Source organism: Pseudogemmobacter sp. TB195 (genome assembly GCF_058313095.1).
The window spans coordinates 144,335-159,108 of the sequence record NZ_JBZEGG010000007.1; the positions used below are offsets into that span (position 1 = coordinate 144,335).

13 protein-coding genes are annotated in these 14,774 nt (G+C 63.4%); 6 read left to right on the forward strand and 7 right to left on the reverse strand.

Features of this window, described 5'->3' with window-relative positions; genetic code table 11:
• Positions 1–8: 8 nt before the first annotated feature.
• The 5 genes from AC4FS3_RS09355 to AC4FS3_RS09375 all read left to right on the forward strand — a co-directional run bounded on the left by AC4FS3_RS09355 (position 9) and on the right by AC4FS3_RS09375 (position 4,985).
• Complete coding sequence (locus tag AC4FS3_RS09355) at positions 9–320, forward strand: MocE family 2Fe-2S type ferredoxin (protein ID WP_491020323.1); 312 nt, start codon at positions 9–11, stop codon at positions 318–320.
• A 30-nt stretch (positions 321–350) separates the two neighbouring features.
• On the forward strand, positions 351–1,163 hold the full coding sequence (locus tag AC4FS3_RS09360; protein ID WP_491020324.1) for a 3-methyl-2-oxobutanoate hydroxymethyltransferase: 813 nt from the start codon (positions 351–353) through the stop codon (positions 1,161–1,163).
• Positions 1,164–1,457: 294 nt separating this feature from the next.
• Positions 1,458–3,002 (forward strand): sugar ABC transporter ATP-binding protein, encoded by a 1,545-nt coding sequence (locus AC4FS3_RS09365; RefSeq protein WP_491020325.1) that lies wholly within the window; start codon positions 1,458–1,460, stop codon positions 3,000–3,002.
• Positions 2,999–3,991, forward strand: coding sequence for an ABC transporter permease (locus AC4FS3_RS09370; protein WP_491020326.1), 993 nt, complete (start codon positions 2,999–3,001; stop codon positions 3,989–3,991). The genes AC4FS3_RS09365 and AC4FS3_RS09370 overlap by 4 nt, the downstream gene beginning before the upstream one ends.
• 25 nt (positions 3,992–4,016) lie before the next feature.
• Positions 4,017–4,985, forward strand: a complete 969-nt coding sequence (locus AC4FS3_RS09375; RefSeq protein ID WP_491020327.1) for a substrate-binding domain-containing protein — start codon at positions 4,017–4,019, stop codon at positions 4,983–4,985.
• Between the two features lie 60 nt (positions 4,986–5,045).
• Here the strand turns inward: AC4FS3_RS09375 and iolB are convergent, their stop codons facing one another.
• Genes iolB through iolD form a run of 7 tightly spaced genes read right to left on the reverse strand, consistent with a single transcriptional unit; the run spans position 5,046 to position 13,656 of the window.
• Positions 5,046–5,843 (reverse strand): 5-deoxy-glucuronate isomerase, encoded by a 798-nt coding sequence (iolB, locus tag AC4FS3_RS09380; RefSeq protein WP_491020328.1) that lies wholly within the window; start codon positions 5,841–5,843, stop codon positions 5,046–5,048.
• A 35-nt stretch (positions 5,844–5,878) separates the two neighbouring features.
• Positions 5,879–7,807: a bifunctional 5-dehydro-2-deoxygluconokinase/5-dehydro-2-deoxyphosphogluconate aldolase gene (locus AC4FS3_RS09385; protein WP_491020329.1), complete on the reverse strand. Its 1,929-nt coding sequence runs from the start codon at positions 7,805–7,807 to the stop codon at positions 5,879–5,881.
• 36 nt (positions 7,808–7,843) lie between these two features.
• Positions 7,844–8,977, reverse strand: coding sequence for a Gfo/Idh/MocA family protein (locus tag AC4FS3_RS09390; RefSeq protein WP_491020388.1), 1,134 nt, complete (start codon positions 8,975–8,977; stop codon positions 7,844–7,846).
• A 20-nt stretch (positions 8,978–8,997) separates the two neighbouring features.
• Complete coding sequence (locus AC4FS3_RS09395) at positions 8,998–10,059, reverse strand: sugar phosphate isomerase/epimerase family protein (protein ID WP_491020330.1); 1,062 nt, start codon at positions 10,057–10,059, stop codon at positions 8,998–9,000.
• 3 nt (positions 10,060–10,062) lie between these two features.
• Positions 10,063–10,875 carry an SDR family oxidoreductase gene (locus AC4FS3_RS09400; protein WP_491020331.1) on the reverse strand — a complete coding sequence of 271 codons (813 nt, stop codon included), beginning with the start codon at positions 10,873–10,875 and terminating at the stop codon, positions 10,063–10,065.
• A complete protein-coding gene (gene iolE / locus AC4FS3_RS09405) occupies positions 10,872–11,780 on the reverse strand; it encodes a myo-inosose-2 dehydratase (protein WP_491020332.1) in 909 nt (302 codons plus the stop codon). Before iolE ends, AC4FS3_RS09400 begins: the two co-directional genes overlap by 4 nt.
• 4 nt (positions 11,781–11,784) lie before the next feature.
• A complete protein-coding gene (gene iolD / locus AC4FS3_RS09410) occupies positions 11,785–13,656 on the reverse strand; it encodes a 3D-(3,5/4)-trihydroxycyclohexane-1,2-dione acylhydrolase (decyclizing) (RefSeq protein WP_491020333.1) in 1,872 nt (623 codons plus the stop codon).
• A 106-nt stretch (positions 13,657–13,762) separates the two neighbouring features.
• On the opposite strand from iolD, the gene iolG reads away from it, so the two are divergent.
• Positions 13,763–14,770, forward strand: coding sequence for an inositol 2-dehydrogenase (gene iolG / locus AC4FS3_RS09415; RefSeq protein WP_491020334.1), 1,008 nt, complete (start codon positions 13,763–13,765; stop codon positions 14,768–14,770).
• Positions 14,771–14,774: the final 4 nt, after the last annotated feature.

Here is a 14,774-nt window from a genome sequence, read left to right on the forward strand (position 1 = left end):
GAGAAGACATGCCCTGGATTGCCGCCTGTTCGGCCGATGACATCGACACCGAAGACCTGATCCGCTGGGATCACGCCGGTCGCAGCTATGCGATCTATCGCAGCCCCGATGACGGTTATTTCTGCACCGACGGCTTTTGCACCCATGAGGCGATCCATCTCGCCGATGGGCTGGTGATGGATTACGTTGTCGAATGCCCCAAACATAACGGCCAGTTCGACTATCGAAGCGGCGAGGCGGTGCGGCTGCCGGCCTGCAAGAACCTCAACACCTGGCAGACCCGGGTTGAAAACGGCCAGGTCGAAATCCTGATCGACTGAGATCACGCGCAGAAATCCACGGGGGACATCATGGTTCAGAAAAGCACAAGACCGACCGTTGCCGATATCCGTGCGATGAAGGCGCAGGGGCAGAAGCTCTCGATGCTATACGTCACCACGCCGGATGAGGCGGCGGCGGCGGCGGCAGCGGGGGTCGACCTCCTGTCGATCGAGGGGCAGTATTTCACGCCCGCGATGCGCGAGGCGGCGGGCGATTGTTTTGTACAGATCGGCCTGCCCTATGGCCCCGCCGGCGACCTGGTGACCGCCGAGGATTACCTGCGCGCCGCCTTTCAGTTCACCAAACTCGGCGGCGATTGCTTTTATTGCGCGGCCTCCCTGCAGATCCAGAAAGCGCTTTGTGACAACCGCGTGCCGGTCGTCGGCCATGTCGGCCTGATCCCGTCGCAAGCGACCTGGACCGGCGGCTTCCGCGCGGTCGGGAGGACCGCCGCCAGCGCCCGTATGGTCTGGGATCACGTCAAGCGGCTGGAAGAGATCGGCTGTTTCGGTGCCGAGCTTGAGGTCGTTCCGGTCGGAGTGGCGAAGATCATCACCGAAAACTCGCCGCTGCTCATCCTCGGGATGGGCGCCGGTCCCTGTGCCGATGCGCAATATCTCTTTGCCGAAGACGTGCTGGGCTATACCACGGGCCATAAGCCGCGCCACGCCAAAAGCTACCGCAATTTCGCCGCCGAATTCGCCCGGTTGCAGGAGGAACGCATCTCGGCCTTCCGCGAATTTGTCGCCGATGTGAACAAGGGCGCCTATCCTGCCCCACTTCACAGTGTTACCGATAACGAGGCCGAACTTGCCGCCTTCCGCAAGATGGTCGGCCTGTGATGCCCTGCGGCCCCGACCTTCCCTGACCTGCCCGCGTCCGCATCGCAACACAGGATTGCCAGTATCCATCATTGGCAATCTGTATTGCATTTCTTTGAGATCTTGCTATGCCGGTGCTGTCAGAGAACGCTGCGTTCCGGGGAAGTCGCAGCCGGTCTGATACCCGAGGGGGATCGCACCAAAGACCTGATTTCAGCGCGAAAGGTTCCGCCTCTTGCGCCGGTGAAAACTGCGCACTGATCAGCGGCAGAGGGTTTGCGGCGCGCCCGCACGGCCGGGGAGAAAGGGGAGGACATGCAGAAATCTGCTACGGGCGGCGGGCTTGAGATCCGCAATGTTACACATTTCTACGGGCCGAACCGGGTGCTTGCGGGCATCGACCTGGCGGTGCGTCCGGGCGAGGTTGTGGCGCTTGCAGGCGAGAATGGCGCCGGAAAATCGACATTGATGCGGATCATCGGCGGCTATCAGGCGCCGGGGTCGGGCATGGTCCAGTGGCGCGGCGCGCCTGTGCCCGCCGATCTGCACCGCGCTGAAAAGATGGGGATCACGCTTGTCCATCAGGAATTCGCGCTGATCCCTGATATGAATGTCGCCGAAAACATCCATCTCGGGCGCGAACCGGGCCGGTTCGGCGTGGTCAATCGCCGCAGGATGCGCGACCAGGCAGCAGCGGCGCTGACGCTTTTGCGCGCGCAGATCCATCCCGAGGCCGCGATGCGCGATCTGCCGGTGGCGAGCTGGCAGGTGGTTGAGCTTGCCAAGGCCTTTGGCGCCGGCCCCTCGCTGTTGCTGATGGATGAACCCACCGCAGTTCTGGGCCGCGAGGAAACCGCCGCGCTCTTTGACCGGATCCGCACCTTCCGCGCGGCAGGTGGCGCGGTGATCTTCACCTCACACCGGCTGGACGAAGTCCGCGAGATTGCCGACCGGGTCACGGTTTTGCGCGATGGCACCATCACCATGGACCGCCCCACCTCAGACGTTTCCGAACATGACATCGCCACCGCCATGGTCGGGCGCGAAATCTCCGACCTCTTCCTGCCCCGCAGCCCGGCGCCTGTCGCCGCCCCTGTCCTGGAAGTCGAGGGGCTTGACGTGCCGCGCGAGATCGGCGCCCCGGTGCGGGATGCGGGCTTTGCGCTGCATCCCGGCGAGATCCTCGGCGTGGCAGGCCTGGTCGGATCGGGCCGCACCGAGATGTTCGAGGGCCTTGTTGGCCTGCGCCCCGCCCGCGCACGCAGATTCACCCTGCGCGGCGAAACGCGCGCGCTGCCGAAAAGCCGTGAGGCCTGGGCAAAGGGCATCGCCTATCTGACCGAAGACCGCAAAAGCCGGGGCCTGCTGCTTGAGGCCAGCCAGATCGTCAATGCCGATCTGACGCTGGGGGCCCTGTCGGGCGGGCCGCTCCTTGACCAGGCGGGCGAGCGCGCGCGCTATGCGAAGGCGCGCGAGACATTCGACATCCGCTCGGCCAATCCACTGATCCCGGCGGGGCGGCTCTCGGGCGGCAATCAGCAGAAACTGCTGCTGGCGAAGACGCTCGCGAGCCAGCCGGATATCGTCATCCTCGACGAGCCGACACGCGGCGTCGATATCGGCGCCAAGGCCCAGATCTACCGCCTGATCGCCGGGCTCGCCGCCGAAGGCCGCGCCGTTGTCGTGATCTCGTCGGAACTGCCCGAGCTGATCGGCCTTGCCCATCGCATCCTCGTGATGGATCGCGGGCGCATCGCCGGCACGCTGCGCCAGCCCGAGGGTGGCCAGGTGAGTGAGGCCGATATCCTGCGCCTCGGCCTTGGCCTTTCCACCGATTCAGAGAAGGAAATCCCCGCATGAGCGACGCAACCCTCGCCCCCGCCGCCACGCCGCTGCGCCAGAGGATTGGCCAGCTCGGGCCGCTGATCGCGCTGATCCTGCTGGTGATCCTCGGCGCCGTGTCCAGCGAGACCTTCCTGACCGCCGAGAATGTCCTCAATGTGCTGACAAGGTCCTCGATCATCGGGATCATCGCGATCGGTGCGACCTTTGTGATTACCGCACGCGGGCTTGACCTGTCGGTCGGGGCGATGGCCGCGCTGGTGGCGGGGCTGGGTATCATGGGGATGAACTGGTTTCTCGCCCATATGTCGCCGATGGCCGCGCTGATCAGTGGCATGACGCTGGCTTTGGTGATCGGGATGCTGGCCGGGGTTTTGAACGGCTCGCTGGTGGTGTTTGCCCGGATCGAGGCCTTCATCGTCACGCTGGGCACGATGGGGATCATGCGCTCGCTGGTGACCTGGATGTCGGATGGCGGCTCGATCTCGCTCGATTTCGCGCTGCGCGATGCCGGGCGCGGGCTTTACTATGGCGCGCTGCTGGGGATCCCGGTGCCGGTGATCATTTTCGCGGTGCTGGCGGCGCTCGGTGAATTCGTCATGACCCGGATGCGCTTTGGCCGCCATGTCACGGCCATCGGCTCGAACCCGGATGTCTCGCGCTATTCCGCGATCCCGGTGAATGGGGTGCGGCTTGCGACCTATGTGCTGCAGGGCGCCTGCGTCGGGCTTGCCACGCTGATCTATGTGCCGCGCCTTGGCGCCGTCACGCCCTCGACCGGCATGTTGTGGGAACTGGAGGCGATTGCCGCCGTGATCATCGGCGGCACGGCGCTGGCGGGCGGCTACGGGCGGGTCTGGGGCACGGTGGTTGGTGTGCTGATCCTTGGCCTCGTCGCGAATATCCTCAACCTCACCTCGTATTTCAGCCCGCATCTGAACGGCGCCTTCCAGGGCACCATCATCGTCATCGCCGTCCTGCTGCAACGCCGGCGCAGCGGCACCTGAGTTTTTCAACCGGAGGAGACCCCCAATGAAAGCCCACCTTTCCCGCCGCAATATGCTGGTGGCATCGGCCGCAGGCATGGCGCTGCCGCTGGCCGCCCTTCCCGCCCGCGCACAAGAGAAAGTCGCGAAAATCGGCATCGCGATCCCGGCCGCGACCCATGGCTGGACCGGCGGTCTGAACTATCACACCGAGCGCACCGTCAAATCCTTGCAGGCCGCCTTCCCGCAGCTTGATTTCGTGGTGACCACCGCCGGCGATGTCCAGGCCCAGGTGAACAATGTCGAAGACCTGATCGCCCAGGGCATCAATGCCCTCGTGATCCTGCCGATGGAAAGCGATCCGCTGACCGAGCCGGTCAAGGCCGCCAAGGCCCGTGGCATCTTCATCACCGCCGTTGACCGTGGCCTGTCAGAGCCGGGCGTCGAAGATCTCTATGTCGGCGGCAACAACCCGCAATATGGCAAGATCGCCGCCGATTACTTCAAGGGCAAGCTGCCGGATGGCGGCAAGATCGTCGTCATGCGCGGCATCCCGACCGCCATCGACAATATCCGCATCGAGGCCTTCAATGCCGCGCTTGAAGGGTCGGGGATCGAGGTTCTCGACATGCAATATGCCAACTGGAACCCCGATAAGGGGTTCGAGGTGATGCAGGACTTCCTGACCCGCTTCCCCCAGATCGACGGGGTCTGGGCCGGTGACGATGACGCGGCGCTCGGTGCCAAGGCGGCCATCGAACAGGCGGGCCGTGCAGAGGGGATGAAACTGCTGGGCGGCTCGGGGATGAACCGGGTGATCAAGCTGATCATGGATGGGGATGCGCTGATCGACGCTGACATCTTCTACCCGCCCACTCTGATCATCCCCGCGATCACCGTCACCGCCGCGCGCTATGCGGTGCAATCGCCGGTGCATGGCATCTACACGCTCGACAGCCCGCTGATCACCGCTGAGAACGCGGCGGAATATTACTTCCCCGACAGCCCCTACTGAACCTGTCCGAAACGCGAGAGGGCGCGGGATGTTTCCCGCGCCCTCTTTCGTTTTCATGGCTCACTTCATCAGAAATTCAACCGCCGGGTCCGCCACAAAGCGCCAGTTGCGGCGCGGGCCGGCCATGACGTTGAGGTAGTAAAGTTCAAACCCATAGGGCGCACCGCAGGGGTGATGGCCGCGCGGAACAAGCACCACATCGCCATCTTTCACCGCCATGACCTCATCAAACTGCCCGTCATCGGTATAGACGCGCTGAAAGGCAAAGCCATCGCCCGGGTTCAGGCGATGGTAATAGGTCTCTTCGAGATAGGTGATGCGGGGGAAATCATCCTCGTCATGGCGATGGCTGGGATAGGATGACCAGTTGCCGGCGGGGGTATAAACTTCGGTCACCAGCAGGCTGTCACAGACGTCATGCATCTCCATCGCGATATTGTTCACGAGCCGCAGATTGCAGCCCGATCCGCGCTCGGTCAGGGTGATGCCATCAGGGCCAAGCCGTCGCGCCGGGTAATTGCCCTTGCCAGGCGCGGCGCAGACCGCGATGGTGCAGGCGGTCTCGGCCACCGCGCGCCAGTCCTGCCCCGGCGGCACATAAAGGCTGTGCGGCGGCGTCTTTTCAAAGACATTCATCCGCTCGCCAAGCAGGCCCCAGTCCTGACCGGCGGCGGTGAAGGCGGCCTTGCCCTCGATCATGACCAGGATCACCTCATCCGTGCCGGTCGCTTCCGACGCCGTCTCGCCGGGCCGCAGCCGATAGAGCGAAAAGCCGACATAGCGCCAGCCGGCCGAGGCGGGGGTGACCTGGTGCACCTTGCCCGTGGTGCCGAAGGGTTTCAGTTGCAATTGGCTCATGAATACGTTCCCTGTCACTGGCACGGGCGCGGGCATCAGCCGGCGCTGGCGCGCCTTGCCTGATCCCAGATCTCACACAGCCGGCTGTAGCGCGCCGTCATGTCCGCGACCGCCCCGGTGTCATCCGTCCCGCCCTCCATCCAGGCCCGCGCCACATCTCCAAAGATCGACCGTCCGACCGCGAACCCCCGAACCAGCGGCTGCGCCGCCGCAACGCGGAAGCTTGCGGCCAGCTCGGCCTCGGGCGCGTCAAGGCCAAGGATCACGATGCCGCGCGTGTTCGGGTCGTTTTCCTCGATGGCGGCGACGGCATTGGCCCAGGCCTCAGCCGTCTTCATCGGCTCAAGCTTCCACCAGTCGGGATAAATGCCCAGATCGTAAAAGCGACGGATGATCCTGGCCGTGGTCAGGTCATCGACCGGTGCCACCTTGGACGGGATAACTTCGAGCAGGAATTCCAGCCGGTTCCGGCGTGCTGCGGCAAACAGACGTTTGACCACGTCTTCCTGCTGCGCCCAGGTTGTGGCATCGTCATCGGGGTGGCAGAAACACAGCACCTTGACCACATGATCCAGCGGCCATTCGGCCAGCCCGCCGTAATCCGGCCCGATCTCAGGCTCAAGGCTTAAGGGGCGCGAGCCCGGCCATTCCACCGGACGCCCGACCCAGAGCCCGCTTCCCGCTGTCGCATGCAGCGCGGTCTTGCCAAGGCGGTTGTCGCAGAGGATTCCATAGCCCGGCCGCCCCGCCTGGACGCCCTGCGCGGCCTGAAGGCACAGCTCTTTGAACGCGCCGATCTTTGCGGGGGTTGCGCCCTGCATCTGTTCCAGCTGCATCCGGTGGTCAAAGGCGAAGACGCGGATATCCCGCCACGGATTGCCCCGGCTTTCGCCCCGCAGCGCGCGGCGGTTGGTCGACCAGTGGATCTGTTCCAGCGCTGCGTCGTTTCTCAGATCCGGGCGGGTCACACCGCGATCCAGGAAAAATTCCAGTTCGGCAAGCGAAGGATAGGCCGGCGCACAGCCATGGCGTGACACCGCGAAAGCCCCGCAGGCATTGGCATATTCCAGGGCGCGCGGCCATTTTTCATCATCCAGCCAGCCCTTCAGCAGGCCCGACATGAACCCGTCTCCCGCGCCCAGCACGTTGAACACCTCGATCGGGAACCCCGGCCCGGCCTCGCCCGCATCAAGGCTGTCGGGCACTGCGCCGGTAAAGGCCACCGCCCCCGCCGCGCCGCGTTTGCACACCAGCGTGGCGGTGCTGAGCGCGCGCACGGCCCGAAGCGCCGCGATCGTATCGGTCGAACCGCCGGCGATATGGAATTCTTCCTCGGTCCCGACGATCAGGTCGAAGAGATGCAGCGTGGTTTGCAGTTTCGCCGTCACCTCGGCGCTTTCGACGAAGCGGCTTTCGCCATCCCCATGGCCCGCGACACCCCAGAGGTTCGGGCGGTAATCGATATCCAGCGCTGTCCGTGCGCCATGCTGGCGGGCCAGAGCCAGCGCCTTCAGTACTGCCGCCTTGGTGCGCGGATGCGAAAGATGCGTTCCCGTCGCGACCACTGCGCGGCTGTCCGCAATCAGCGCCTCGTCGATGTCATCCTCGCACAGCCCCATATCGGCGCAATTCTCGCGGTAGAAGATCAGCGGGAACTGATGTTCGTCGCGGATCCCCAGCAGAACCAGCGCCGTCAGTCGTTCCGGGTCGGTCACCACGCCGCGCGTATCGACGCCTTCACGCGCCAGTTCCTCGCGCAGGAACCGGCCCATATGTTCATCGCCCACCCGGGTGATCAGCGCCGGTTTCAGCCCCAGCCGCGCCGTCCCCACCGCCATATTGGTCGGGGAGCCGCCGACATATTTCTGAAACGCGCCCATATCTTCCAGCCGGCCACCCACCTGCGCCCCATAGAGGTCAATGGAGGACCGGCCAATGGTCACGAGATCCAGCTTTTTCGTCATCTCACAAACCCCCTCCCCCGGGGTGAACTCCTGGTATCAAACGGCAACAGGCGTGATCCAGGGCTGATCAACCGCCTCATGGCTGTCGACAACCGCCTCGACAAAAGCGACGCCCCTGACCCCGTCCTGGATCATTGGCAGGTCCTGGCCGATGGGCGCAGGCAAACGGCCCTCGGCCCGGGCGCGGATCGCCTCGGCAAAGCCGAGATAGAGATTGGCGAAGGCCTCGAGATAGCCTTCGGGATGGCCCGGAGGCGTACGGGTGCGCGCCTTCGCAGCCGGTGACAGATCACCCGCTCCGCGTTTGAGGGTCTGCACGCGGCCCTCAAGCGGGGTCAGGATCAGCTCATTGGGCTGTTCCTGATACCAGGCGAGCGAACCCTTGCCGCCAAAGACCCGGATGCGGACACCGTTGGAATTACCAATGGCGACCTGGCTCGACCACAAAAGCCCGCGCGCGCCGCCCTCATAGCGCAGCATCACATGCGCGTTGTCATCAAGCGAACGACCATTCACAAATGTCGCCAGATCCGCCGTCAGCGACTGCAGCCGCAGCCCGGTGACAAAGCCCGCGAGGTGATAGGCATGGGTGCCGATATCGCCGATGGAACCACCGCGCCCGTTCTTCTTCGGGTCGGTCCGCCAGGCGGCCTGGGCATTGCCCTGGGCCTCGATCGCCGTCGCCATCCATTCCAGCGGATATTCGACCTGCACTGTCCTGACCGCGCCGATCTCACCGGCCGCGACCCGCGCACGGGCCTCATGTACCATCGGATAGCCGGAATAGGTATAGGTGACGCCGATGAAGATACCACGCACCCGGGCGAGTTCCTCCAGCGCCAGGGCCTCTTCCAGCGTGGCGGTCAGCGGCTTTTCACAGATCACCGCGATGCCCGCCTCAATCAACGCCTTCGCCATCGGATAATGGGTGAAATTGGGTGTACAGATCGCCACCGCATCTACGTGGTCCTCGCGGGTGAGTTCCCCCGCGATCAGCTCCTGATATGTCCCGTAACTGCGATCATCGGCGATGCCCTGTCTTTGCGCGAAAGCCCTGCCCTTTGCGGGATCTGCATCAAAGGCCCCCGCCACCAGCACCCATGCGCCATCGAGCCGCGCCGCCAGGCGGTGGATATTGCCGATATAGGCCCCCTCGCCGCCACCGATCATTCCAAGCCGCAATTGCCGCGTCATGCTTCCCCCAGCCCGAGCATCGCCCGGTTGGCTGCCCGGTCTGCGCCGGATTTCACGAAATCGTCAAAGGCCCGGTCCGAGACGCGGATGATGTGGTCTTTGATGAACTGAGCGCCCTCACGCGCGCCGTCTTCGGGGTTTTTGATGAAACATTCCCATTCCAGAACTGCCCAGCCGTCAAAGCCGTAAGTGGACAGCTTCGTGAAGATGGCACCAAAATCGACCTGACCATCGCCGGGGCTGCGGAAGCGGCCCGCGCGTTTTGCCCAGGGCATATAGCCGCCGTAAGCGCCGGATTTGCCATCCGGGCGAAACTCGGCATCCTTCACATGGAAGGTGCGGATACGCTCATGGTAATGGTCAATGAACGCGAGATAATCCATGCCCTGCAGCACCAGATGGCTCGGGTCATACATCAGATTGGCGCGGGGGTGGCCCTTCACCTTGCCAAGAAAATATTCCCAGGAATGGCCGTCATGCAGGTCTTCCATCGGGTGGATTTCATAGCAGACATCCACGCCATGCGCGTCGAAATCATTAAGGATCGGCGTCCAGCGGCGGGCAAGCTCGTCAAACCCGTCGTCGACCAGCCCCTCGGGCCATTGCGGATAGGGGTAGAGATAGGGCCACAAAAGCGCGCCGGAAAAGGTCACATGCCGGTCGATCCCGAACCGCTGCGAGGCCCGCGCCGCGAAGCGCAACTGTTCTTCGGCCCAGGCGCGGCGGCGCGCCGGATTGCCGCGCACATGTTCGGGCGCAAACGCGTCCAGCACCCCGTCATGTGCGGGATGCGCCGCGACCAGCTGCCCGGTGATATGCGAGGCAAATTCGGTGATTTCCAGCCCGTGATCGGCCAGAAGGCCTTTGATCTCATCGCAGTAAGCGTCTGAGGTCGCGGCTTTCTCCATATCTATCAGCCGCGTCTCCCAGGTCGGGATCTGCACGCCTTTGAACCCCTTTTCCGCCGCCCAGGCTGCCAGACCCGGCAATGTGTTATAGGGCGCGTCGTCCGCGGCAAACTGAGCGAGGAAGACCCCCGGCCCTTTGATCGTGCGCATGGCTCACCCCTCCAGAGCGGCCGCCGGAACCGGCGCATCGTCATAGCCGCCATAGACCGACTGGTCGAAGGGGATCACCGCGCCGGTCATCATGCCGCCATCGTCAGAGGCCATCCACAAAACCGCGCGCGCCACTTCTTTCGGGTCGAGAATGCGGCCAAAGGGCTTTGCCGCCGCCGCGCGGTCGATGAAATCAGGGTCACCGGTTTCCGAAAGCACGAGCGCCCGTTCATGATCCGAATTCATCCAGCCGATATCGAGCTGGTTGATATGGATCTTATGGCGCATCAGGGCGAAACCGGCATGGCGCGTCAGGGTCGACAACGCGCCTTTCGAGGTCGAATAGGGCGCGAGGAAGGGTTGTCCCGCCAGACCCGACATCGAACCGATATTGACCACCCGGCCCTCGATCCCTTCCCGGATCATCACCTTTGCCGCGTCCTGGATCAGGAAAAACGGCGCCCGGGTATTGACCGCGATCATGCGGTCAAAGAGCTCGGGCGAGGTGTTGAGCATATTGCCGCGATCCGTCAGGCCAGCCGCATTGACGAGGATATCGACCCGGCCAAAGCGTTTATCCGCCGCCGGCACGATCTTTGCGACATCCGCCATATTGCCCAGGTCGGCGAGCACCAGCTCGACCGGCACGCCGGTCGTCTCAAAAATCGACTTCGCAACCGCGCGACCCTTGTCCTCGCCGCGCCCGACGATCACGATCCCGGCTGCGCCCGCCTCGGCAAAGAGCCGGGCAATCGCGGCCCCAAGGCCCTGGGTGCCGCCGGTGACAATCGCAACTTTTCCGTCAATCCGGTTCATTTCGTCACCTCATAGCCGGCGGCGGCCATGACCCGCATCAGCTCTTTATGGCCTTTGACCGCCATTTCGAGCGGCGGGGAAACCTTCGGATCCTGCTCCGCCTCGACCACGAACCAGCCCTCATAACCCTTCTGGGACAGCGCCTTGACGATGGCTTCAAAGTCCAGCGAGCCATCGCCCGGCACGGTAAAGGCGCCCTTGATGACCGCATCAAGGAAGCTCTCCGATCTGCGGTCCAGCCCGTCGATCACCGCTTGCCGAATGTCCTTGGTGTGGACATGGGTGAAGCGCGCATGGTGGTTGTCGATCACCCGCATCAGATCGGCGCCCGCAAAGGCCAGGTGACCGGCATCGAACAAGAGCGGCACCGAAGAGTGTTTCAGGAAGAGGTCGATCTCCGCCTCTGTCTCGACCACCGCCGCCATATGGTGATGATACGAGATCGGCATCCCCTGTTTGGCGCACCAATCCGCAAAATCGCTCATCTTACGCCCGTAGGCGGCCATCTCTGGCTCGGTCAGTTTAGGCTTTGTCGCGAGCGGCGCCGTGCGCACGCCCTGGATCGACCGCGCGGTCTCACCATAGACGATGCAGGGCGCTTTGGCGGCGATGAAAAACGCCATCTGTTCGGCGATGCGGTCCTTTTCGACCTCGATATCGCCATCGACCAGCAGGCCCGAGAACCAGCCGCCACAGACCGAGATGCCGAAGCGGTCCAGGATGGGGCCAAGCTCGGCCATATCCATCGGAAAGCGGCGCCCGGTCTCCATCCCGGTAAATCCTGCAACCGAGGCCTGGCGCAGACATTCCTCAAGGCTTACATCATCCGAGAGCTCGGCGAGATCGTCATTCCACCAGGCGATCGGGGCAATTCCAAGTTTCGCTTTCCCAGCCTTAATTGTCATGGTCTCAGACCCCGATACGCTGTTGTTTGCGGATTTTTTCCTGATTGGCCCGCGCGCTGCGGACCGATTCAAAGGTGGAAACCTCTGGCACGCCGACATCCCAGTCGGCATCGCCGGGCGTCCAGGTCCAGGCATCGGTTACAATCGACAGCACCGTCACGCCGTCCTGATCATAGGCCCATTCGAGGGCCGCGGGCAGATCGGCAAGACTTTCGACATGTTTCGCAGCCGCGCCCATGGCTTTGGCATGGGCGACGAAATCGACATGCAGCGGGTTGTTGCGGTCGCGGATGCGGCAGTCTTTCAACAGGTTGTTGAAGCCCGGCACGCCCTTGGCCTGTTGCAGCCGGTTGATGACCGCATAGCCGCCATTGTCGCAGACGATCACGATCATCTTATGGCCGGTCAGCGCCGCCGAATAGATGTCGGAATTCCCCATCATATAGGTGCCGTCACCCAGCATCACGATGGGCGTGCCGCCGGTGCCGCCAGGACCTTCCTGCGCCATGGCCGCGCCCCAGCCCGCCGGGATCTCATAGCCCATGCAGGAGAACCCGAATTCGCAGTCAAAGGTATGCGGGTCTTTGACGCGCCAGCCCTTGACGACCTCGCCCGGCAGACCACCTGCGGCGGTCACGAGCGTATCGCCCGGACGCGCCGACTGGTTCACAACATTGACGACCTGTTGGTAAGACGGCACCGCCGCGTCGGTCCGCGCCTGCAATCCGTCCAGCAGCTTGTTCCATTCCGCGAACAACTTCTTTCCGCGCGGCAAGAGCCCCGCGTCAGCCTTCCAGGCTCCAAGCGCTGCGTCGAGCTCCAGAATGCCCTCCTTCGCATCGCCGACGACCGAGAGCGCCCGGTGCTTGATCGCGTCAAACCGCGCCGCGTTCAGCGAGATGAACTGCGCCGATGGGGAAAACGCCGTCCAGGAGCCGGTGGTGAAATCCTGCAGCCTGGTGCCGATGGCCAGGATCACATCCGCCTCGCGCGCCAGCTCATTCGCCGAGGTCGAGCCGAGGATGCCGACCGGCCCGATATGCACCGGATGGTCATGGGTGAAGGCGCCCTTGCCCGCCACGGTTTCCACAACCGGGATACCGCGTCTGGCGGCGAAATCAGCCAGAGCCTGTTCGGCACGGCTATAGCGCACGCCACCGCCCGAGATGATCAGCGGCAGTTTCGCGCGCTGAAGCACCTCGGCAGCTTGCGCCACCGAATCGCGGTCGGGGCGCGGGCGCGGGATCTTCCAGACCTTCGGCTCGAAGAAGACTTCCGGATAGTCGTAGGCGATCTCCTGCGTATCCTGAGCGAGACCAATGAAAGCCGGGCCGCAATCGGCGGGGTCGAGCATCACGGCGACCGCCTGGGGCAGCGACTGGATGATTTGTTCTGGCAAAACAATGCGATCCCAATAGCGCACCACCGGCTTGAAGGCGTCATTCACCGTGATCGAGGGATTGTTGTAATGCTCAACCTGTTGCAGCACCGGGTCGGGAATACGGTTCGCGAATGTATCGCCCGCGATCAGCAGGACCGGCAGCCGGTTCGCCATCGCCACACCCGCCGCCGTGATCATATTCGCCGCGCCAGGGCCAATCGAAGTCGCCGCGACCATGATCTGACGGCGCTGCTTGGCTTTCGCGAATCCAATCGCCGCCAGCGCCATCGACTGTTCATTCTGGCCGCGCCAGGTCGGAAGCTGGTCCTGAACCGTCTCAAGCGCTTCGGACAGGCAGGTCACATTGCCATGGCCGAAGATGCCGAAAACACCTGCGAAAAGCGGAACGCGCTGCCCGTCAATCTCGGTGAACTGGTTGCAAAGGTAACGAACAAGGGCCTGCGCCATAGTCAGGCGCACAGTAGATCCGGTCATCTCGCCTCCTCCTGCGGATGTATCTTTTCTCAATGCTTACGGAATGCATATTGACAATGCAACGTCATAGCAATGATTATTGCAACAAAGTTGAGGAGGAGACTCAATGCTCAGGATTGCAGTAATCGGCACGGGCCGCATTGGCCGTATGCATGCCGAAAATATCGCAGCACACCCGCGTGCGGCCCTCGCCGGTGTCTATGATATTCATACCCCATCTGCCGCCGAAACGGCCGAAAAACTGGGTGTGACCCGGTTCGACAGCGCCGAAGCGCTGATCGCCTCGAAAGATGTCGATGCAATTCTTATCGCCTCCTCGACCGCCACCCATGCCGATCTGATCGAAGCCGCGGTCGCTGCCGGCAAGCCCGCTTTGTGCGAAAAGCCGATTGATCTGTCGCTCGCCCGCGTCAATGCCTGCGCTGCAAAGATCAAAGGTACAAGCGTTCCGATCATGCTCGGCTTCGTGCGCCGGATGGACAAGGGCCATGCGGGCGTGCAGGCGGCGATTGCCTCGGGCCAGATCGGTGATCTGCACCAGGTCATCATCACGTCACGCGACCCCGACATGGCACCCGACGCTTATATGGAAGTGTCGGGCGGCATCTTCCGCGACATGACCATCCATGATTTCGACATGGCGCGCTTCATGCTGGGCGAGGATGTGACCGAGGTTTCCGCGACCGGCTCGCGCCTCGTGAAGCCAGGACTGATGGAAAAGCTTGGCGATTACGACACCGTCACCGTGGTGCTGAAAACCGCCTCCGGCAAGCAGGCGATCATCAACAATTCGCGCCGCGCGGTCTATGGCTATGACCAGCGCGTCGAGGCCTTCGGGTCGAAAGGCATGGCAATTTCGGAAAACCACGCCATGACCAAAGTGCGCCTGTTCAATGCCGAACAGACCGAGGCCGCGCCGCCGCTGCTGAATTTCTTCATCGAGCGCTATGACGACGCTTTCGCCGCCGAGATCGGCGCCTTTGTCGATGCGGTCGAAAACGGCACCGCGCCGCCGATGACTTTTGAAGACGGTCGCCAGGCGCTGATCCTCGCCGAGGCCGCAATCAGATCGGTGGCCGAAGGCCGCACCATCCTCACGAAAGACATCGGGTAACCCC

Excerpts from the sequence above, each read along its gene's own strand:
- AC4FS3_RS09360 (WP_491020324.1), top strand. The coding sequence starts at position 351 with ATGGTTCAGAAAAGCACAAGACCGACCGTTGCCGATATCCGTGCGATG.
- iolG (WP_491020334.1), top strand. The coding sequence starts at position 13,763 with ATGCTCAGGATTGCAGTAATCGGCACGGGCCGCATTGGCCGTATGCAT.
- AC4FS3_RS09395 (WP_491020330.1), bottom strand. The coding sequence starts at position 10,059 with ATGCGCACGATCAAAGGGCCGGGGGTCTTCCTCGCTCAGTTTGCCGCG.
- AC4FS3_RS09370 (WP_491020326.1), top strand. The coding sequence starts at position 2,999 with ATGAGCGACGCAACCCTCGCCCCCGCCGCCACGCCGCTGCGCCAGAGG.
- AC4FS3_RS09400 (WP_491020331.1), bottom strand. The coding sequence starts at position 10,875 with ATGAACCGGATTGACGGAAAAGTTGCGATTGTCACCGGCGGCACCCAG.
- AC4FS3_RS09365 (WP_491020325.1), top strand. The coding sequence starts at position 1,458 with ATGCAGAAATCTGCTACGGGCGGCGGGCTTGAGATCCGCAATGTTACA.
- iolD (WP_491020333.1), bottom strand. The coding sequence starts at position 13,656 with ATGACCGGATCTACTGTGCGCCTGACTATGGCGCAGGCCCTTGTTCGT.
- iolE (WP_491020332.1), bottom strand. The coding sequence starts at position 11,780 with ATGACAATTAAGGCTGGGAAAGCGAAACTTGGAATTGCCCCGATCGCC.
- AC4FS3_RS09375 (WP_491020327.1), top strand. The coding sequence starts at position 4,017 with ATGAAAGCCCACCTTTCCCGCCGCAATATGCTGGTGGCATCGGCCGCA.
- AC4FS3_RS09385 (WP_491020329.1), bottom strand. The coding sequence starts at position 7,807 with ATGACGAAAAAGCTGGATCTCGTGACCATTGGCCGGTCCTCCATTGAC.
- iolB (WP_491020328.1), bottom strand. The coding sequence starts at position 5,843 with ATGAGCCAATTGCAACTGAAACCCTTCGGCACCACGGGCAAGGTGCAC.
- AC4FS3_RS09355 (WP_491020323.1), top strand. The coding sequence starts at position 9 with ATGCCCTGGATTGCCGCCTGTTCGGCCGATGACATCGACACCGAAGAC.
- AC4FS3_RS09390 (WP_491020388.1), bottom strand. The coding sequence starts at position 8,977 with ATGATCGGTGGCGGCGAGGGGGCCTATATCGGCAATATCCACCGCCTG.